Origin of the sequence: Streptomyces sp. R41, assembly GCF_041053055.1 — a bacterium.
Taxonomy (GTDB): domain Bacteria; phylum Actinomycetota; class Actinomycetes; order Streptomycetales; family Streptomycetaceae; genus Streptomyces.
On the sequence record NZ_CP163443.1, the window covers coordinates 8,903,709 to 8,922,535 of the forward strand.

An 18,827-nucleotide genomic window follows, 5' to 3' on the forward strand; every position below is an offset into this window, starting at 1 on the left:
GTTCATGAAGACCGCATCGAAGCCCGCAGCACTCCCTCCGGCCGCCCTCGGCGCGCCGGAGGTGCCGCGGCCGGCCGGGCGCCGGACCGGGGGCCCATGGCGCCGACGCCTGGCCGACCAGTCCCGCGCGTACGCCTTCCTCATAGGCGGCCTGCTCTGCTTCGCGCTGTTCTCCTGGTACCCGGCGATCCGCGCGGTCGTGATCGCCTTCCAGAAGTACACGCCCGGCTCCGGCGGCGAGTGGGTCGGCACGGCGAACTTCACCCGCGTCTTCCACGACCCGGAGTTCACCGCCGCCTGGCGCAACACGCTCACCTTCACGCTCCTCGCCCTGCTCATCGGCTTCGCCGTCCCCTTCGTGATGGCGCTGGTGCTCAATGAACTGAGGCATGCGAAGGCCTTCTTCAGAGTCGTGGTCTATCTGCCGGTGATGATCCCTCCGGTGGTCAGCGCCCTGCTGTGGAAGTGGTTCTACGATCCCGGCGCGGGCCTGGCCAACGAGGCGCTGCGCTACCTGCACCTGCCCACCTCGAACTGGTCCAACGGCGCCGACACCGCCCTCGTCTCGCTCGTCATCGTCGCCACCTGGGCCAACCTCGGCGGCACCGTCCTCATCTACCTCGCCGCGCTGCAGAGCATCCCCGGAGAGCTGTACGAGGCGGCCGAGCTGGACGGCGCGAACATCTGGCAGCGCATCCGCCATGTGACGATCCCGCAGACCCGCTTCATCATCCTCATGCTGATGCTGCTGCAGATCATCGCCACCATGCAGGTCTTCACCGAGCCGTTCGTGATCACCGGCGGCGGCCCCGAGAACGCGACCGTGACGGTCCTGTACCTGATCTACAAGTACGCCTTCCTCTACAACGACTTCGGCGGCGCCTGCGCCCTCAGCGTGATGCTGCTCGTCCTGCTCAGCGCCTTCTCCGCGCTCTATCTGCGGCTGACCCGATCCGGAGGAGAGGACTCGTGAGTACTCGCACACTGGTTTCGCCGCTCGCGCTCGCCCGCCCCCGCGGCAAGGCTCTCTACTGGACCGTCTTCACGGGCGTCGTCCTGCTTTTCGCGCTCGCGTTCCTCTTCCCCGTCTACTGGATGGTCACCGGCGCCATGAAGTCGCCGGACGAGGTCTCGCGCACACCCCCGACCCTGGTGCCCCAGGACTGGAGCCTCAGCGGTTACACCGATGCCTGGGACCTGATGGACCTGCCCACCCACCTGTGGAACACGGTGGTGCAGGCCACCGGCGCCTGGATGCTCCAGCTCGTCTTCTGCACGGCCGCCGCGTACGCCCTCTCCAAGCTGAAGCCCGCCTTCGGCAAGGTCATCCTCGGCGGCATCCTCGCCACGCTGATGGTCCCCGCGCAGGCGTTGGTGGTCCCGAAGTACCTGACGGTCGCCGACCTTCCGCTGATCCACACCAGTCTGCTCAACGACCCGCTCGGCATCTGGCTGCCCGCCGTGGCCAACGCCTTCAACCTCTATCTCCTCAAGCGCTTCTTCGACCAGATCCCGCGCGACGTACTGGAGGCCGCCGAGATCGACGGCGCCGGACGGCTGCGCACGCTGTGGTCGATCGTGCTGCCCATGTCCCGGCCCGTGCTCGGCGTCGTGTCGATCTTCGCCCTGGTGGCCGTCTGGCAGGACTTCCTCTGGCCGTTGATGGTCTTCTCCGACACCGACAAGCAGCCCATCAGCGTGGCACTCGTCCAGCTGTCCCAGAACATCCAGCTGACCGTGCTCATCGCCGCGATGGTGATCGCGAGCATCCCCATGGTCGTGATGTTCCTGGTCTTCCAGCGGCACATCATCGCCGGGATCAGCGCGGGCAGCACCAAGGGCTGACAGCTCGAAGGGCCGACGGCACACCCCGCAGCCGACGGCACCCCCTCCGCTGACGGCACCTCCTCTACGTGAAAGGCAGACACCCGTGGGACAGCCTTCCCCTGCCCGCACTCAGGGCGAATGGTGGCGCTCCGCCGTCATCTACCAGGTGTACGTCCGCAGCTTCGCGGACGGCGACGGAGACGGCACCGGCGACCTCGCGGGACTCCGCGCCAAACTCCCGTACCTCGCCGAACTCGGCGTGGACGCCCTGTGGTTCAACCCCTGGTACCTCTCGCCCATGGCCGACGGCGGCTACGACGTCGCCGACTACCGCGCGATCGACCCGGCCTTCGGGACGCTCGCCGAGGCGGAGAAACTCATCGCCGAGGCACGGGAGCTGGGCATCCGCACCCTCGTCGACATCGTGCCCAACCACGTATCCGACCAGCACCCGTGGTTCCGGGCCGCCCTGGCCGGCGGCCCCGAGCGCGAGCTCTTCCACTTCCGTCCCGGACGCGGCGCGTACGGCGAACTCCCGCCCAACGACTGGCCGTCCCAGTTCGCCGGCTCCGCCGAACCCGTCTGGACCCGGCTGCCCGACGGCGACTGGTACCTCCACCTGTTCACCCCCGAGCAGCCCGACCTCAACTGGGCGCATCCGGCCGTCCGCCAGGAGCACGAGGACGTCCTGCGCTTCTGGTTCGAGCGGGGAGTCGCGGGCGTCCGCATCGACTCGGCCGCGCTGCTCGCCAAGGACCCCGACCTGCCCGACTTCGTCGAGGGGCGCGATCCGCACCCGTACGTGGACCGCGACGAACTCCACGACATCTACCGCTCCTGGCGCGCGGTCGCCGACGCCTACGACGGCATCTTCGTCGGCGAGGTCTGGCTCCCCGACACCGAGCGCTTCGCCCGCTATCTGCGCCCCGACGAACTGCACACCGCCTTCAACTTCTCCTTCCTGTCCTGCCCTTGGGACGCCGGACGGCTGCGTACGTCGATCGACGAGACCCTCGCCGAGCACGCGCCGGTGGGCGCGCCCGCCACCTGGGTGCTGTGCAACCACGACGTGACCCGCACGGTCACCCGCTACGGCCGGACCGACACCGGCTTCGACTTCACCACGAAGGCCTTCGGCACCCCGACCGACCTCTCCCTCGGCACCCGCCGGGCGCGGGCCGCCGCTCTGCTCACGCTCGCGCTGCCCGGTTCCGTCTACGTCTACCAGGGCGAGGAACTCGGCCTGCCCGAGGTGGAGTTGGCGCCCCGAAGCATCCAGGACCCGATGCACTTCCGGTCCGGTGGCACGGACCCGGGCCGCGACGGCTGCCGGGTTCCGCTGCCCTGGGCGGCCGAGGCGCCTCACACCGGATTCGGGGGCGAGCCCTGGCTTCCGCAGCCCGCCGACTGGCCCGCGTACGCCGCCGACCGCCAGGCCGACGACTCCGACTCGATGCTCAGCCTCTACCGCGAGGCGCTCCGCATCCGCCGCACCGAGCCGGGCTTCGGCGACGGTCAGCTCAGCTGGCTGGCCGCCCCCGACGGCGTCCTCGCCTTCGCCCGCACGGACGGACTGCGCTGCGCGGTCAACCTTTCCGACACCCCGGCCGAACTCCCCGAGCACTCCCGACTCCTGCTCGCCAGCGGCCCCTTGGACGCCGAGGGGAGGCTCCCTGAGGACACGGCGGCCTGGCTGCGCGCCTGACACCGCGGCCCGGCCGCCGCACCGACCCGCTATCCCGGAACCCCCACACGAAAGGGATCAGCACATGTCCAGATCTGTCAGGCGCATGCCGGCAGTAGCGGCCGCGGTGGCCGTCGCCCTCGCCGCCGGCATGCTCAGCGCCACCACCGCCCACTCCGCGGTGACGGCCGCGGGCGCCGACCTGCCCTTCACCTCGGTGGAGGCCGAGTCCGCCACCTCCACGGGCACGAAGATCGGCCCCGACTACACCCAGGGCACCCTCGCATCGGAGGCCTCCGGGCGGCAGGGCGTACGGCTGAGCGCGGGCCAGCGCGTCGAGTTCACCGCGCCGCGCGCCTCCAACGCGGTGAACGTCTCCTACAGCGTCCCCGACGGCCAGTCGGGCACGCTCGACGTCTACGTCAACGGCGTCAAACTCGCCAAGACGCTCACCGTCACCTCCAAGTACTCATACGTCGACACCTCCTGGATCGCCGGCGCCAAGACCCACCACTTCTTCGACAACGCCCGGCTACTGCTCGGCCAGAACGTGCAGGCGGGCGACAAGGTCGCCTTCCAGGCGACGAACACCCAGGTCACCGTCGACGTCGCCGACTTCGAACAGGTGGCCGCAGCCGCGGCCCGGCCCGCGGGGTCAGTGTCCGTCACCGACAAGGGCGCCGACCCCAGCGGCCAGGGCGACTCGACGCAGGCCTTCCGGGACGCGATCTCCGCCGCGCAAGGAGGCGTCGTGTGGATCCCGCCGGGCGACTACAAGGTGACGTCCTCGCTCAGCGGTGTCCAGAACGTCACGCTGCAAGGCGCCGGCAGCTGGTACTCCGTCGTCCACACCTCGCGCTTCATCGACCAGACCAGCTCCTCAGGCGGTGTGCACCTCAAGGACTTCGCGGTGATCGGTGAGGTCACCGAGCGCGTCGACTCCAACCCGGACAACTTCGTCAACGGCTCGCTGGGTCCTGGGAGTTCAGTCTCCGCGATGTGGCTCCAGCACCTCAAGGTCGGCCTCTGGCTGACCGGCAACAACGACAACCTCGTGGTCGAGAACAACCGCATCCTCGACACCACCGCCGACGGCCTCAACCTCAACGGCAACGCGCGCGGTGTCCGCGTCCGGAACAACTTCCTGCGCAACAACGGCGACGACGCGCTCGCCATGTGGTCGCTCTACTCGCCGGACACCAACAGCAGTTTCGAGAACAACACCATCACCCAGCCGAACCTCGCCAACGGCATCGCGATCTACGGCGGCACCGACATCGCGGTCAGGAACAACCTGATCGCCGACACCAACGCCCTCGGCAGCGGCATCGCGATCTCCAACCAGAAGTTCCTCGACCCCTTCTCCCCGCTCGCCGGGACCATCACCGTCTCCGGGAACACCCTCGTCCGTACCGGCGCGATGAACCCCAACTGGAACCACCCGATGGGCGCGCTGCGCGTCGACTCGTACGACAGCGCCATCGAGGCGACCGTCAACATCACGGGTACGACGGTCAGCGACAGCCCGTACAGCGCCTTCGAGTTCGTGTCGGGCGGCGGTCACGGCTACGCGACCAAGAACATCACCGTCGACGGCGCCACCGTCAACAAGGTCGGCACGGTCGTCGTCCAGGCCGAGTCGCAGGGCGCGGCGAAATTCAGCAATGTCCAGGCGACCGGCGTGGGCGCGGCGGGCGTCTACAACTGCCCGTACCCGACCGGCTCCGGCAGCTTCACGCTCACCAACGGCGGTGGCAACTCCGGCTGGGACAGCACCTGGGCGGACTGCTCCACCTGGCCGCAGCCCGGCTCCGGGAACCCCGACCCCGATCCGGCCCGCAATCTAGCCAAGGGCCGCCCGGCCACCGCCACCGGTTCGCAGGACGTCTACACGCCGGGCAAGGCGGTCGACGGCGACGCGAACACCTACTGGGAGTCCACCAACAACGCCTTCCCACAGGCCTGGACGGTCGACCTGGGCTCGACCCTGGCCGCCCGCCGCCTCGTTCTGAAACTGCCACCCGCCACGGCCTGGCAGGCGCGCACGCAGACCCTGTCGGTCCTGGGCAGCACGGACGGCTCGGCGTACTCGACGGTCGTGGCCTCGAAGGACTACCGCTTCGACCCGGCCACCGGGAACACGGTCACGGTGCCCCTGCCCAGCGGAACGAACCTGCGCTACCTCCGGCTGAACGTGACCGCCAACACCGGCTGGCCGGCCGCGCAGTTCAGTGAGGTGGAGGCGTATCTGTCGTGATGTCCGAGGTCGTCCCGCGCTTCGCCGCCTGGATCTGCTCGTACACATGGGTCCGCAGCTCGGCGAAGCGCGGGGTGACCCGTGTGTGCAACTGGTCCCGCTCGTCGGGCAGATCGACCTTCAACTGCTCCTGTACGACGGTGGGTGAGGCGGAGAGGATCAGTACGCGCTCGCCCAGGTAGACGGCCTCGTCGATGTCATGGGTCACGAACAGGATCGTGATCTGGCGCTGCCGCCACAGCCCGCGCACCAGGTCCTCCAGATCGGCGCGCGTCTGCGCGTCGACCGCCGCGAACGGCTCGTCCATCAGCAGCACATCGGGCTCGTACGCCAGCGCGCGGGCGATGGCGACACGCTGCTGCATCCCGCCGGACAGCTGCCAGGGATAGGCCCCCGCGGCATCCGTGAGCCCGACCGATTCCAGCGCGTCCGCGACCAGCTCACGGCGCCGTGCCTTGCTCAACGGCTTCTGTTTCAAAGGAAGTTCGACGTTCTCCTGCACCCGCATCCAGGGAAACAGACTCCGCCCATACTCCTGGAAGACGAACGCCATGCCCGGCGGTGGTCCGCTGACCCGGTGGCCCGCCAGCGACACCTCTCCCGCCGTCGGTGTCAGCAGCCCGCCCACGCACTTCAGCAGCGTGGTCTTGCCGCAGCCCGACGGGCCGACGAGGCAGACGAGTTCGCCCGCCTCCACGGTGAAGGTGAGGTCCCGTACCGCCTCCACCCGGCGCCCGGAACCTTCGTAGACCTTCTTCAGGCCACGTACGTCGAGCATGGACCGACCTTTCGCGAGCTTCACGGGGACCGCCGGGACGCTGCCCGCAGACCGTGGTACCAGTCGAGCACCCGGCGCTCGACCAGTTGGAAGACGACCGAGAGAAGGAAACCGAGCAGGCCGAGGACGAGGATCCCGGTCCACATGTCCGGGATCGCGAAGCCGCGCTGGAACTGGACGATGGTGAAGCCGAGGCCGTTGCTGGCCGCGAACATCTCGCTGATGACCATCAGGATGATGCCGATGGACAGGGCCTGGCGCAGGCCCGCGAAGATCTGCGGGCTCGCCGAGCGCAGGATCAGGCTGCGCAGCCGGGCGACGCCGGTGATGCCGTACGAGCGCGCCGTCTCGGACATCACGGAGTCGACCGCGCGCACACCCTCGACCGTGTTGAGCAGGATCGGCCAGACGCAGCCGCTCGCGATCACGACGATCTTCATGGTGTCGCCGATGCCCGCGAACAGCATGATGACCGGGACGAGGACCGGCGGCGGGACCGCGCGCAGGAATTCCAGGACCGGTTCGCACACGGCCCGCACCTTCCGGTACGAGCCGATGACCGTGCCCAGCGCCACGCCCACGACGGCCGCAGCCGCGTAGCCGCCGAGCAGCCGCTCCATGCTCGGCAGCAGGTCTGCGCGCAGCCGCTCGCCCGTCCAGACGTCCGGGAAGGTCTTCAGGATCGTGCGCAGAGGCGGCCAGTACACGTTCGTACTGCCGTCGGAGGCGAGCCACCAGCCCACGACGAGCAGGGCGGGCAGGCCGACGACGAAGAGCAACCGGAGCAGCGCGCGCCGGACGGCGCCACGCCCCGGGCCCGCGAGCGGTTCGCGCTTCACACCGTCACCTCCCCGCGCACCGACTGGTGCCAGGCCAGCGCCCGCCGCTCCACCGTGCGCGCGCCCACGTTGATCAGCAGCCCGAGCAGACCGGTGACCACGATCAGCGCGTACATCTCGGGCACGGCCTGCGAGGTCTCGGCGAGCGCGATGCGCGCGCCCAACCCTGGTGCGCCGATGACGAGTTCGGCGGTGATGGTGAGGATGAGCGCGACCGCTGCGGCCAGCCGGACGCCCGTCATGACGTACGGCAGTGCCGTGGGCCAGAGTACGTGACGGACGCGCGCCCAAGTGCCCAGGCCGTACGAGCGGGCCGTCTCGTCGGCGACCGGGTCGACGTCCTGGACGCCGTACATGACCTGGATGAGGACCTGCCAGAAGGAGGCGTAGACGACGAGGAGGAGCACGGAGCGGAGCTCGGTGCCATAGAGGAGGACGGCGAGGGGGATCAGGGCGACCGAGGGGATCGGGCGGAGGAACTCGATCGTCGAGGCGGTCGCCTCGCGCAGGTGGGGCACGACCGAGATCACGACGCCCACCAGGATGCCGGCGCTCACCGCGATCGCCAGGCCGAGCGCCCAGCCGGTGAGGGTGTCGCCGAGGGCGGTCCAGAAGGCGTGGTCGGCGAGCTCGGTGCCGAGAGCCTTGGCGATGCGGCTCGTCGGCGGGAAGTAGTCCTCCTTGATCAGACCGAGCCGCGGCACCGCCTCGCCCAGCGCGAGGAAGGCCGCGAGCCCGGCCGCACCCAGTGCGGCGTTGGCACCCCTCACGGCAGCAGCTTGTCCAGATCGGGCGTCGACTTGAAGAGCCCGTCCTGCTCGCCCAGCTTCTCCAGCGCCTCGATGGACGCGCGGTTCGGCTCGGCCGGCCACTTCGGCAGGGTCACCTTCGCCAGGACCGCCGTCGGGATCTTCGTGTAGGTGGTGACGACCTGGCGCACTTCGTCCGGGTGGGCGTCGGCGTAGGCGAGGGAATCCGCGGTGGCCTCCTGGAACTTCTTCACCAGGTCCGGGTTCTTCTGCGCGTACTGCGTCGAGGTGAAGTACATCGCGACGGTGAGGTCCTTGGCGACGTCGACCAGGGACGAGGCGATCTCCGTGCCGCCCTGGCTCTTGACGGTGGCGAGTGCGGGCTCGACCACCATGGCGGCGTCGATCTGGCCGCTGTCGAGGGCGGCGGGCATCTGGTCGAAGGCGAGCTCGACGAACTTCACCTTCGACGCGTCGCCGCCCGCCTTGCGCACCGACTCGCGCACGGCGGTCTCGTTGATGTTCTTCAGCGTGTTGACGGCGACCTTCTTCCCCTCGAGGTCTTTCGCCGACTTGATGGAGCTGCCCTTCTTCACCGTGATGGCGCCGAAGTCCTTGCCCGACACGCCCGTTGAGGCGACGCCGTTGGCGATGGCCTTCACGGGAACGCTGTTGGACTGGGCGATCATCAGCGAGGTCATGTTGGAGAACCCGAACTGGAACTGGCCGCTGACGACGCCCGGCACGATCGCCGCGCCGCCCTGCGCGGTCGTCATGGACAGTTTCAGGCCACGCTTGCTGTAGAAGCCCTTCTCCTGGCCCAGGTAGAGGGGGGCGACATCGACGATGGGGATGATCCCCACCTTGACCGTGGTGATACCGCCGGACGACGCGTTCTTGTCCGAGGCGCCACCGCCGTCGGACGAGCCACAGGCCGACGCGGCGACCAGGAAGGCTCCGGCCGCGAGAACGGCGAGCAGACGACGCATGGCTCCTCCTGTGCAGACGACAGTGTTCCGACAGGTGTGCGCACACCGCACAATGGTGCTCAGCGCGAAGGTAGAGCCCGCGTCTGGCGGGGTCAATGCCTTTGGCTAACAATATTGTTGACAGTTATTGAGGTGTGCTCCCGGCCTGCGCGAAGGGCGTGCTCCCAGCGCATGCGGAGAGTGCGCTCCGTGTGTCCCCGTGTCCACCTGGAGGCGACGATGCCTGCAGCAGCCCGCGCGCCCCACTTCGTCCGGTCCTTCGAACGCGGTCTCGCCGTCATCCGCGTCTTCGGCGCCGACCACCCGGAACTGACGCTCAGTGAGGTCGCGCGCGCCTGCGACCTCACCCGCGCGGCGGCCCGTCGCTTCCTGCTGACCCTCGTCGACCTCGGATACGTCCACACGGACGGCCGGATGTTCCGGCTCACCCCGCGCGTGCTGGAGCTCGGCTACGCCTACCTCTCCGGCAGCACGCTGCCGGAGCTCGCCCAACCGCATCTGGAGCAACTCGCCGTCCGGGTGGGGGAGTCGTCCTCGCTCTGCGTCCTCGACGGCGACGACATCGTGTACGTGGCACGCGTGCCCACCCGTCGCATCATGACCGCGAGCATCACCGTCGGCACGCGCTTCCCCGCCCATGTCACCTCCGTGGGCCGGGTGATCCTCGCCCATCTGCCGGACGAGGAGGTGGACGCCCGGCTCGCCCGCGCCGACCTGCGGCCCCTGACGGCGCACACCATCGTCTCGGCCGAACTGCTCAAAGCGGAACTGAGCCGCGTACGACGTCGGGGATACGCCATCGTCGACCAGGAACTGGAGGAGGGGCTGCGCTCGGTCGCCGCCCCGGTGCGGGACCGGGACGGCGAGGTGGTGGCGGCGGTGAACATCCCGGTGCACGCGAGCCGCAACTCGGTGGCGTCCGTACGCCGCGATCTGCTGCCCCACCTGCTGGCGACCGTGGCCCGCATCGAGGCGGACCTCCGGGACCTGCGGCTCACAGGTCCAGCACCAGCCGCTTCCCGAGACAGCGGGACACACAGATGAGCATCGTCTCGCCGGCCTCCCGCTCCTCGTCCGTGAGTACCGAGTCCTGGTGGTCCGGGGTCCCTTCCAGGACGTCCGTCTCGCAGGTCCCGCAGGTGCCCTCGGTGCAGGAGTAGAGCACCTCGACACCGGCGGCCCGCACGGTGTCGAGGACGGAGGCATCGGCGGGGACGGTCAGCGTGCGGCCGGTGCGCTCCAGGACGACCTCGAACTCGCGGTCCTGGCCACTCTCCTGAACCTTCGGCTGGAAGCGCTCGACGTGCAGCAGCCCGCTCGGGCACGCCTCCTCCACCGCGTCCAGGAGAGGCCCGGGACCGCAGCAGTAGACGAGCGTGTCCTCGGGGACCCCGGCGAGCACGGACGCCAGGTCGAGCAGCCCCGTCTCGTCCTGGGGCGCGATCCGCACCCGGTCCCCGTACCGGCTCAGCTCCTCGGCGAACGCCATGGAGTCGCGCGTCCGACCACCGTAGAGCAGCGTCCACTCCGCGCCCGCCGCCTCCGCCGCGGCCAGCATCGGCAGGATCGGCGTGATGCCGATGCCGCCCGCGATGAAGCGGTAACGGGGCGCGGGCTGCAGGGCGAAGTGGTTGCGCGGACCGCGTACGCGTACCTTGTCGCCCTGGCCCAACTGCTCGTGCACGTACGAGGATCCACCGCGCCCGTCCGGCTCCCGCAGCACCGCGACGCGCCACGCACGACGGTCCGACGGATCACCGCACAGCGAGTACTGCCGCTCCAGGTCCGGCCCGAGCACGACGTCGATGTGGGCGCCCGGCTCCCAGGAGGGGAGTTCCTCGCCGAGCGGGTGGCGCAGGGTGAGGGCGAGCACGCCGTCGGCCGCGGACTCCCGCCGCTCGACGACGAGTTCGGCTTCGTACGAGGTCATGACCTGTGTCCTTGCGGTGCGTGGCCTTGCGGTGCGTGTCCTTCGGGGTGGGCGAGCATCCACTCCCACATCTCGATCGGGTCCTGGGCGGTGTGCTCGGCGCCGCAGTGGCAGGTGCCGTGCAGGATGTCGGTGCCCGGGAGCCAGTCGACGCGGTAGATCTCGCCGGTCGGGCTCGTCACTGGACCTTCTCCATCGGCTTCTCGCCCTCCTCGACCAGACGCGCGAGGATGCGACGGGCGGCGAGACCGCCGGTGTCGATGTTGATGCTCAGCTCCTGGTAGCCGGTGCGCTCGGTGCCCAGCGTCCGCTGCAGCAGGTTGAGCGCGTCGACGTCCTGCATCACGACGGTGTGGTTGAAGTCCCTCAGGAACGTGGTGACTTCGGCGTCGTCGCGGGCGAAGTCCCGGGAGACCGCCCAGAAGTCGTACACCTTGCCGTCGCCGGACGGCGTGATCGCGTACGTGATCTCGGTGTGGAAGGCGTTCGGGTCGCTGCCGTCCGCCTCGGGCAGCACCCCGACCGGCGCGATCCGGCTGTGCAGCAGATACAGGCACGGGGCGAAGTACTCGATGTCCTGCCAGCGCGTGATACGGCCCTCGATGCCGGTCGAGCGGGCGTAGAACGGCGGACACTCGGCGTCGTCCATGTGCCGGCTGACCCGCACGATGCCCGCGCCCTCGTCGACCTCGGTGGTGATGGGCGTCTCGGCGACCTCGGGCGTGCCGATGTAGCCGCCGTGCAGATACGTCTCGTGGGAGAGGTCGAGGAGGTTGTCGACGAGCAGCCCGTAGTCGGCGTCGATGGGCTCCATACCGCAGACCGTGGTCCAGTCCGGCGAGTCCATGTGACGGGCGCGCGGGATGGTCCCCGAGTCGGCGAGGGCCGGGTCGCCTATCCAGACCCATACGAACGAGTCCTGCTCGACGACCGGGTACGAGGCGACACGCGCCGTGCGCGGTATCCGTTTCTGGCCGGGCACATACACGCAGGCACCCGACGTGTCGTACGTGAACCCGTGGTACCCGCACACGATCCTGTCGCCGTCGAGCCGGCTCTCCGAGAGGGGGAAGCGACGGTGCACGCAGCGGTCGGACAGGGCGACGGCCGTCCCGTCGTCCTCGGTGCGATAGAAGACGAGCGGCTCCCCGAGGATCGTCCGGCCGAGCAGCTCGCGCCCGACCTCGTGCGAGTAGGCGGCGACGTACCACTGGTTCCTGGCGAAGGCGGTCATGTGCGGCATGGCTGCGGCTCCCGTCGTTGGGCGATGGCGACATCGTCCGGAAGGGCGTCGCGGCACCGCAAGACCTCTTCCGCCTCACGGAAGGGACTGGGAAGACTGCCTGTTCAGGGCAGGGGATCGTCTGCGGGAGTGAAATCAGGAGTGCGCTGAGCCGGCGACATCGCTAAGCGTTTCCGCCGGTGGTTTGCGTCAGCTTGGTGCATCCGCTTTTCGATATGTAGGAAGTTTGAGCATTTTCTATCGATTGTTGCGCCGTAACTGTTGGTACACCGGCAGAAGTTGCATCGTTGCAGATCAGACATGATCACTTCCGCGTTGAGAGGTCCTGGGGTCGAATCCGGGTCGAACTTGCCAATCTTTCGCCTGTCCTGCGCGTAGTTCCAGGTCAGGAGCAAGTTGAGGTGGCGTGGTGTCAGGCGGCGTGAGAACAATTGCTGAGCGTGTGGTCCTGAGGATGTACGCGAACAGATTCTTGGTCTGCTGGTGGTACCAGCGTGGCAGGCCGCCTACCAGGTCAATTGCGCGCTTGTGGCTCCTCGTTGAGTCAGCTGGCCCGGACCTGGTCCGGATCTTGCCCAAGCGGGCGGCCGGCAGTCGCTGGTGGCGGTGCCGGGCAGTCCGGCTCTCACGCTGAGACACCGCTGCGTGGAGTGTGGAACCGTCGGGCAGGTAGACATGCCGGTGTCGACGATGGCTCTGCAAGGAAGGGTGACGACACGCGGGACGCAGTGCCGGTGTGTTCGTCGCGTTTGCCCAGGGACATCCGTTCAGCCGACGTGGCGTACGTGCCAGCCGTAGGTGTGTTGACGCTGAGCGTGCGGGACTTGGCGGTGGCGTTTCCAATGCCGGACGAAGTCGCTGGGCGGCGCGGCAGAGAGTGCCTGGTCGTTGGCGTTCTTGCCGTTGACGGTGAGGTCGGGCCGGCCGGCGTTGCGGTAGCGGCCGTCAGGTCTGCGGAGTGCTGGACGGACTCGGTCATCACATTCGACAACAGGGGCGTCGGCGCCTCTACCGGTACGACTCCGCGCACCATTCAGGCGATGGCGAAGGATGCCGTCACCTTCATCCGGGCGCTCGGGCTCGAGTACGTCGATCTCCATGGCTTCTCGATGGGCGGCATGGTCGCCCAGGTGATCGCGCAGACCGAACCGCAGCTCGTCCGCAAGCTGATCCTCACGGGTACCGGCCCGGCCGGCGGTGAGGGCATCAAGAACGTGAGCCGGTTGTCCCACTTCGACACTGTCCGTGGGCTGCTCACCCTTCAGGACCCGAAGCAGTTCCTCTTCTTCACGCGCACCGCGGGCGGGCGTCGGGCCGGCAAGGAGTTCCTGGCCCGGTTGAAGGAACGTACCGACGACAGGGACAAGGCGATCTCGCTCACGTCGTACGGTGCTCAGCTCAAGGCCATTCATCGCTGGGGGATGGAGCAGCCCCACGATCTCTCCGTCATCCATCAGCCCGTGCTCGTCGCGAACGGTGAGAGCGACAGGATGGTTCCGTCGTAGAACTCGGCCGACCTGGCGAGGCGGGTGCCGAACGGCGAGTTGGTGATCTACCCCGACGCCGGTCACGGCGGCATCTTCCAGTTCCACCGACAGTTCGTGCAGACGGCTCTCGAGTTCCTCGAACGGTAGTAGGCGTCGAGCGCGGTCGCCGTATGAGACGGGGGGTGTCGCCTCAGGGCCGTGGCGCCCCGGGTATGAGCGAGTCGGGCAGACCCTCCGGAAGGTGCAGCCCTGCTTATCTCCCGGGCATCCCGGTGAGGCTGGGCTTGGCCTGGTGGACGCCCGGCCGCCCCCGTCCGTCAGCCGGGCGAGGGCGTGGTCGACGCGGGGACGAGCCTCGTGGCGCGGGCGATGGCGTTTCCCTTGGATGGCCGCAGTCCGCGATGATCGTGATTCCGCTGGCCGTGACCGCCGCATCGGGCGGCTTCCAGCCTCGCGGCCGTTGCCCTCGGCGGCGTTGTGCGAGGCCGTGAACGGTTCCCCTCAGCGCATGATGGAGAGGGCGTTCTCGATCCCCTGCGCCAGGACCTCGTCTGAGAACTTCTGGTCGGAGAGGGCTCGGGAGAGCTGCAACGTGCCCACCATCATGGTGAAGAGCCCGATGGCCTTGCCCCGGGCGGACTGCGGATTCGCAGGCTTCAGGCGGGCGGCGATCTCGTCCACGATGTCTCGTGCGCCGTCGGTGTAAGCCTGCTGCGTCTCGTCCCCGCAGCGGCTGATCTCGTCGAGCAGCGCGGCGGAGGGGCATCCGTCGCCGGGGTGGTCCCGGTGCCCAGGCGACAGGTATTCGCGAACCAGGTCTTCGAGACCCTGGCGGCCGGGCCGCAGAGTGCCGTACCCCGCGACCTGTGTGCGCAGTTGGTCGGTCACGACGTTGGCGACGAGGTCGTCCTTGGATGCGAAGTGGGCGTAGAAGGCTCCGTTGGTGAGCCCGGCATCCGACATGAGGGTGGAGATGCCCGAGCCGTCGATGCCGTCCTGCTTGAATCGGTGGCCCGCCGTCTCGATGATCCGTTGCCGCGTCGCCTGCTTGTGCTCCTTGGCGTAGCGCACCACGAGCATCCTCCGTTCGCTCCGTAAGACCGATGCCTCGCAGTCAAGCCTAATCCATGACCTGATGTACGTAATATTACGATCGGCACGCCATTCGGGTGCCGGTTCTCCGGACGGGACCCTCGGGGCCGAGTACGTATGCTTCGCCCCACTGGCTCAGTGGGACGGCCTTCGGGATGCCGGCCGAGATCAACTTCCGGAAAGGTCACTGGGAACGCCTCCGACAGGCCGATGTGGTGGTGGAAGTCGTCGAAGCGTCGGACTCCTTGGTCGCGTCACGCGGGATCAGCAACGTCCATTTCCATGACACGGGCACGGTGCGGGCCATCGGCGACGTTGTCAGCAAGGGCTGTCAAACCGCCCTGGACCAGGCGCAGTTGGCAGCCCGGGCGGACCTCCTTCTTGCCCATGGTTCCAGCAACCGCATGCTCTTTTCGGTGTGTCTCCCTCTCGAGGGTGCGAGGGAAATGCCTACGGGCGCGGTGGTGACGGCGCTACTCCTCGGGTCGTCACCACCGTGCGGCGTAGGCCTGTTCCAGGCATGCGAGGGCGATGATTTCGCCCGGACGCGCGGTCCTTCGTCAGGCGGCGAGGGTGGGGTAGTCGGTGTAGCCGGTCGCGCCGCCGCCGTAGAAGGTGGCGGGGTCCGGGGTGTTCAGGGGTGCGCCGGAGCGTACGCGCTCGACGAGGTCGGGGTTGGCGAGGGCCATGGTGCCGACGGTGACCACATCGGCCAGGCCGTCTTCGATGTCCTTGGCGCGGGTGGAGAGATCGGCACCGCCCCGGTTGAGGAGCAGCGTGGTCGGCCACAGCTTCCGGAGGGTGTGCAGGAGTTCCTCGTCGCCGCCGTGTCCTATGTGCAGGTAGGCGAGGTTGAGGGGAGCGAGGGCGCGCAGGAGGTGCGGGTAGAGCTCGTGGGGATCGCTCTCCGTGAGGTCGTTGAGCTGGAAGGGGTTGCCGGGAGAGATTCGGATGCCGGTGCGGCCGGCGCCGATCTCGTCGGCCACGGCCGTGGCGACCTCCACCGCGAAACGGATGCGGTTGTCGAGGGAGCCGCCGTACTGGTCGGTGCGCTGGTTGGTGCTGGGGAAGAGGAACTGGTTGACCAGGTAGCCGTTGGCCCCGTGGATCTCGACGCCGTCGGCGCCGGCCGAGATGGCGGCCGCGGCGGCACGCCGGAAGTCGTCGACCGTCACAGCGACTTCCGCTGTCGACAGCTCGCGCGGCTCCGGCATCTCCTGGAGCCCGGACGGGGTGAACGTCTGGCCGGCCGGCTTGATCGCGGAGGGTGCCACCGGCTGCCGGTGGTGGGGGGTGTTGTCCGGGTGCGAGATGCGCCCGACGTGCATGAGCTGGATGACGATGCGTCCGTCGGCCTCGTGTACCGCGTCGGTGACCTTGCGCCAGCCGGCGATGTGTTCCTCGGTGTAGATGCCCGGGGTCACCGGGTAGCCCTGGCCGTCGGCGGAGGGCTGGGTGCCCTCGGTGATGATGAGCGCGTGCGAGGCGCGCTGGGCGTAGTACTCGGCGTTGAGCTCGGTCGGCACGCCGTCGGGGGTGGCCCGGCTTCGGGTCAGGGGGGCCATGGCGAGCCGGTGCGGCAGGGAGATCTCTCCGGCGACGGTCGGGTTCCACAGGGCGTTGAGCATGGGTGATTCCTCAGATGATGAGTAGTCGATCGCTGAGGGCGGGGGCCGGCCGTAGGTGTGATCAGCCGAGCGGGAGGACCGGGCCGTCCTGCTTGGGGCCCGATGGGGGACTCGTCATGACCCCTGCCGGCCGAGCTGTGTCGGCGCGATCTATGGAATTACAATCGTAATACTATGTGGGTGTGCGGGCAGTTGCAAGCAGGAGTCGGCAGTCTGCGGGGCCTCCGAGTTGGTGTGCCGCACGGCACGGTCCGGGAGCTCGCCCGTCGTCGACCGGGCTGCGGGTCAGCCGTTCACGCGGTTTGGCCAGGGCGTCGGAGAACAGGGCGCAGGGCCTCGATGACGCCGGGGTCGTCCACCGTGGAGGGGATGGGTTCGTCGTGCCCGTCGGCGATGCCGCGCATCGTCTTGCGCAGGATCTTTCCCGAACGGGTCTTGGGCAGGGCGGCCACGACCGCGACCTCTTTGAGGGAGGCGACGGCTCCGATGCGTTCACGTACGAGCTGGACGAGTTCGGACTCGACCTCGCCCGGTTCGCGGTCGACGCCGGCCTTCAGGACGACGAGGCCGCGCGGTACCTGTCCCTTGAGGGCGTCGGCGACGCCGATGACGGCGCATTCGGCGACGTCGGGGTGGGCGGCCAGGGCTTCTTCCATGCTGCCGGTGGACAGGCGGTGTCCGGCGACGTTGATGACGTCGTCGGTGCGGCCCATGACGAAGACGTAGCCGTCGTCGTCGATGTGACCGCTGTCGCCGGTGAGGTAGTAGCCGTCGTAGGCGGAGAGGTAGGAGGCGATGTAGCGGTCGTCGTCCTGCCAGAGCGTGGGCAGTGCGCCGGGCGGCAGGGGGAGCCGTACGACAATTGCGCCGTCGACGCCTGTGGGTACCGGTTTGCCCGAGGGGTCGAGGACACGGACGTCCCACCCTGGCAGCGGGCGGGTGGGGGACCCGGGCTTGAGGGGAGCCGCCTCGATGCCCACCGGGTTGGCGACGATGGGCCAGCCGGTCTCGGTCTGCCACCAGTGATCGATGACCGGGATGTCCAGCAGATCGCTCGCCCAGTGATAGGTCTCGGGGTCGAGGCGCTCACCGGCGAGGAAGAGATGGCGCAGGCCGGTCAGGTCGTAGTCCGCGGTGAGTGTTCCCTTCGGGTCCTCCTTGCGGATGGCCCGGAACGCGGTGGGCGCCGTGAACATGGTCTTGGCCTGGTACTCGGCGGCGACGCGCCAGAACTGGCCCGCGTCCGGTGTGCCGACCGGCTTCCCCTCGTACAGGACCGTCGTGGCTCCGACGAGCAACGGTGCGTAGACGATGTACGAGTGCCCGACGACCCAGCCGACGTCGGAGCCGGTGAACATCGTCTCGCCCGGGCCCACGTCGTAGACGGACCCCATCGACCAGTGGAGGGCGACCGCGTAGCCGCCGCAGTCACGTACGACTCCCTTGGGCTTTCCGGTCGTTCCGGACGTGTAGAGGATGTAGAGGGGATCGGTGGCGGCGACGGGAACGCAGTCGGCGGGCGGTGCGGCGGCTACCAGCTCGCCCCAGTCGAGATCGTCGGGACCCAATTCGGCCGTCTCCTGCGGGCGTTGCAGGATCACGCTCTTCTCCGGCTTGTGGGCCGCGAGTTCGATCGCCCGGTCGAGCAGGGGTTTGTACGCGATGACACGCTTGCCCTCGATGCCGCAGGAGGCGGAGACGACCACCTTCGGAGCCGCGTCGTCGATGCGCAGGGCGAGTTCGCGCGGGGCGAACCCGCCGAAGACGACCGAGTGCACCGCGCCGATACGTGCGCAGGCCAGCATCGCGACAACGGCCTCGGGGACCATCGGCATGTAGATCACCACACGGTCGCCGTGCTCGACACCGAGCCGCGAGAGCGCCCCGGCGAACGCCGCCACCTCGTCCCTCAACTGCACGTAGGTGTAGGTGCGCCGGGTGTTGGTCACCGGTGAGTCATAGATGAGGGCAGCCTGTTCGCCGCGGCCGGCTTCGACGTGCCGGTCGAGCGCGTTGAAACAGACGTTGAGCCGACCGTCGGGGAACCAGCGGTAGAAGGGGGCGCCAGAGGAGTCCAGGGCGCGTCGTGGGGTGACATCCCAGTCGATGCCCTCCGCCGCCTTCAGCCAGAAGCTCTCCGGGTCCTCGGTACTGGCGCGGAAGACATCCTCGTACGTTCCCATCGCGCACTCCTTCGTGGCATCAAGGGACGGTGGTGTGGCTGTGTGCGGAACCGTGTCGGACACAAGTACCGCATGCCGGCCGATCTGGTCGAGCAGGATGCCGGCGACCGGCGGTCCGGTCGCCGGCATCGCGGTGGTGCG

The 18,827-nt window shown here is 68.8% G+C and carries 17 protein-coding genes; 6 read left to right on the top strand and 11 right to left on the bottom strand.

What is annotated here, in order from left to right; genetic code table 11:
- Positions 1–4 precede the first annotated feature (4 nt).
- The 4 genes from AB5J53_RS40315 (at position 5) to AB5J53_RS40330 (ending at position 5,768) form a co-directional block, all read left to right on the top strand.
- Positions 5–973 carry a carbohydrate ABC transporter permease gene (locus AB5J53_RS40315; protein ID WP_369250545.1) on the top strand — a complete coding sequence of 323 codons (969 nt, stop codon included), beginning with the start codon at positions 5–7 and terminating at the stop codon, positions 971–973.
- Positions 970–1,845 (top strand): carbohydrate ABC transporter permease, encoded by an 876-nt coding sequence (locus AB5J53_RS40320; protein ID WP_369250546.1) that lies wholly within the window; start codon positions 970–972, stop codon positions 1,843–1,845. The genes AB5J53_RS40315 and AB5J53_RS40320 overlap by 4 nt, the downstream gene beginning before the upstream one ends.
- Before the next feature lie 85 nt (positions 1,846–1,930).
- Positions 1,931–3,532 carry a glycoside hydrolase family 13 protein gene (locus tag AB5J53_RS40325; protein ID WP_369250547.1) on the top strand — a complete coding sequence of 534 codons (1,602 nt, stop codon included), beginning with the start codon at positions 1,931–1,933 and terminating at the stop codon, positions 3,530–3,532.
- Between the two features lie 64 nt (positions 3,533–3,596).
- Positions 3,597–5,768 carry a discoidin domain-containing protein gene (locus AB5J53_RS40330; RefSeq protein WP_369250548.1) on the top strand — a complete coding sequence of 724 codons (2,172 nt, stop codon included), beginning with the start codon at positions 3,597–3,599 and terminating at the stop codon, positions 5,766–5,768.
- Here the strand turns inward: AB5J53_RS40330 and AB5J53_RS40335 are convergent.
- From AB5J53_RS40335 to AB5J53_RS40350, 4 genes are read right to left on the bottom strand one after another with little or no spacing between them, the layout of a single operon-like run.
- Complete coding sequence (locus tag AB5J53_RS40335; protein ID WP_369250549.1) at positions 5,740–6,546, bottom strand: ABC transporter ATP-binding protein; 807 nt, start codon at positions 6,544–6,546, stop codon at positions 5,740–5,742. The genes AB5J53_RS40330 and AB5J53_RS40335 overlap by 29 nt on opposite strands.
- Positions 6,547–6,566: 20 nt before the next feature.
- A complete protein-coding gene (locus AB5J53_RS40340; protein ID WP_369250550.1) occupies positions 6,567–7,385 on the bottom strand; it encodes an ABC transporter permease in 819 nt (272 codons plus the stop codon).
- A complete protein-coding gene (locus tag AB5J53_RS40345) occupies positions 7,382–8,155 on the bottom strand; it encodes an ABC transporter permease (protein WP_369250551.1) in 774 nt (257 codons plus the stop codon). The genes AB5J53_RS40340 and AB5J53_RS40345 overlap by 4 nt, the downstream gene beginning before the upstream one ends.
- Positions 8,152–9,123 carry an ABC transporter substrate-binding protein gene (locus tag AB5J53_RS40350; RefSeq protein WP_369250552.1) on the bottom strand — a complete coding sequence of 324 codons (972 nt, stop codon included), beginning with the start codon at positions 9,121–9,123 and terminating at the stop codon, positions 8,152–8,154. The genes AB5J53_RS40345 and AB5J53_RS40350 overlap by 4 nt, the downstream gene beginning before the upstream one ends.
- 219 nt (positions 9,124–9,342) lie before the next feature.
- Here AB5J53_RS40350 and AB5J53_RS40355 point away from each other — a divergent pair, with 219 nt between their 5' ends.
- Positions 9,343–10,167 carry an IclR family transcriptional regulator C-terminal domain-containing protein gene (locus AB5J53_RS40355; protein ID WP_369250553.1) on the top strand — a complete coding sequence of 275 codons (825 nt, stop codon included), beginning with the start codon at positions 9,343–9,345 and terminating at the stop codon, positions 10,165–10,167.
- Here the strand turns inward: AB5J53_RS40355 and AB5J53_RS40360 are convergent.
- The 3 genes from AB5J53_RS40360 to AB5J53_RS40370 are packed head-to-tail and all read right to left on the bottom strand — an operon-like array spanning position 10,118 to position 12,296.
- Complete coding sequence (locus tag AB5J53_RS40360) at positions 10,118–11,053, bottom strand: 2Fe-2S iron-sulfur cluster-binding protein (RefSeq protein ID WP_369250554.1); 936 nt, start codon at positions 11,051–11,053, stop codon at positions 10,118–10,120. The two genes, AB5J53_RS40355 and AB5J53_RS40360, sit on opposite strands and share 50 nt — an antisense overlap.
- Positions 11,050–11,235, bottom strand: coding sequence for a hypothetical protein (locus AB5J53_RS40365; RefSeq protein ID WP_369250555.1), 186 nt, complete (start codon positions 11,233–11,235; stop codon positions 11,050–11,052). The genes AB5J53_RS40360 and AB5J53_RS40365 overlap by 4 nt, the downstream gene beginning before the upstream one ends.
- Positions 11,232–12,296 carry a Rieske 2Fe-2S domain-containing protein gene (locus AB5J53_RS40370; RefSeq protein WP_369250556.1) on the bottom strand — a complete coding sequence of 355 codons (1,065 nt, stop codon included), beginning with the start codon at positions 12,294–12,296 and terminating at the stop codon, positions 11,232–11,234. Before AB5J53_RS40370 ends, AB5J53_RS40365 begins: the two co-directional genes overlap by 4 nt.
- A gap of 842 nt (positions 12,297–13,138) precedes the next feature.
- Between AB5J53_RS40370 and AB5J53_RS40375 the strand changes: the two genes are divergently transcribed.
- Positions 13,139–13,801 carry an alpha/beta fold hydrolase gene (locus tag AB5J53_RS40375; protein WP_369250557.1) on the top strand — a complete coding sequence of 221 codons (663 nt, stop codon included), beginning with the start codon at positions 13,139–13,141 and terminating at the stop codon, positions 13,799–13,801.
- Positions 13,802–14,284: 483 nt separating this feature from the next.
- On the opposite strand, the gene AB5J53_RS40380 is transcribed toward AB5J53_RS40375, so the two are convergent.
- The 4 genes from AB5J53_RS40380 to AB5J53_RS40395 form a co-directional block, all read right to left on the bottom strand.
- Complete coding sequence (locus AB5J53_RS40380) at positions 14,285–14,857, bottom strand: TetR/AcrR family transcriptional regulator (protein ID WP_369252775.1); 573 nt, start codon at positions 14,855–14,857, stop codon at positions 14,285–14,287.
- A gap of 272 nt (positions 14,858–15,129) precedes the next feature.
- On the bottom strand, positions 15,130–15,264 hold the full coding sequence (locus AB5J53_RS40385) for a hypothetical protein (RefSeq protein ID WP_369250558.1): 135 nt from the start codon (positions 15,262–15,264) through the stop codon (positions 15,130–15,132).
- 171 nt (positions 15,265–15,435) lie between these two features.
- Positions 15,436–16,503 (bottom strand): alkene reductase, encoded by a 1,068-nt coding sequence (locus tag AB5J53_RS40390; protein ID WP_369250559.1) that lies wholly within the window; start codon positions 16,501–16,503, stop codon positions 15,436–15,438.
- Positions 16,504–16,796: 293 nt separating this feature from the next.
- Positions 16,797–18,686 carry a propionyl-CoA synthetase gene (locus AB5J53_RS40395; protein ID WP_369250560.1) on the bottom strand — a complete coding sequence of 630 codons (1,890 nt, stop codon included), beginning with the start codon at positions 18,684–18,686 and terminating at the stop codon, positions 16,797–16,799.
- Positions 18,687–18,827: the final 141 nt, after the last annotated feature.

Coding starts and splice junctions, on each gene's coding strand:
- AB5J53_RS40315 (WP_369250545.1), top strand. CDS start 5: ATGAAGACCGCATCGAAGCCCGCAGCACTCCCTCCGGCCGCCCTCGGC.
- AB5J53_RS40330 (WP_369250548.1), top strand. CDS start 3,597: ATGTCCAGATCTGTCAGGCGCATGCCGGCAGTAGCGGCCGCGGTGGCC.
- AB5J53_RS40335 (WP_369250549.1), bottom strand. CDS start 6,546: ATGCTCGACGTACGTGGCCTGAAGAAGGTCTACGAAGGTTCCGGGCGC.
- AB5J53_RS40350 (WP_369250552.1), bottom strand. CDS start 9,123: ATGCGTCGTCTGCTCGCCGTTCTCGCGGCCGGAGCCTTCCTGGTCGCC.
- AB5J53_RS40355 (WP_369250553.1), top strand. CDS start 9,343: ATGCCTGCAGCAGCCCGCGCGCCCCACTTCGTCCGGTCCTTCGAACGC.
- AB5J53_RS40360 (WP_369250554.1), bottom strand. CDS start 11,053: ATGACCTCGTACGAAGCCGAACTCGTCGTCGAGCGGCGGGAGTCCGCG.
- AB5J53_RS40370 (WP_369250556.1), bottom strand. CDS start 12,296: ATGCCGCACATGACCGCCTTCGCCAGGAACCAGTGGTACGTCGCCGCC.
- AB5J53_RS40375 (WP_369250557.1), top strand. CDS start 13,139: ATGCCGGACGAAGTCGCTGGGCGGCGCGGCAGAGAGTGCCTGGTCGTT.
- AB5J53_RS40385 (WP_369250558.1), bottom strand. CDS start 15,264: ATGGGCAAGAAGGAGGTCCGCCCGGGCTGCCAACTGCGCCTGGTCCAG.
- AB5J53_RS40390 (WP_369250559.1), bottom strand. CDS start 16,503: ATGCTCAACGCCCTGTGGAACCCGACCGTCGCCGGAGAGATCTCCCTG.
- AB5J53_RS40395 (WP_369250560.1), bottom strand. CDS start 18,686: ATGGGAACGTACGAGGATGTCTTCCGCGCCAGTACCGAGGACCCGGAG.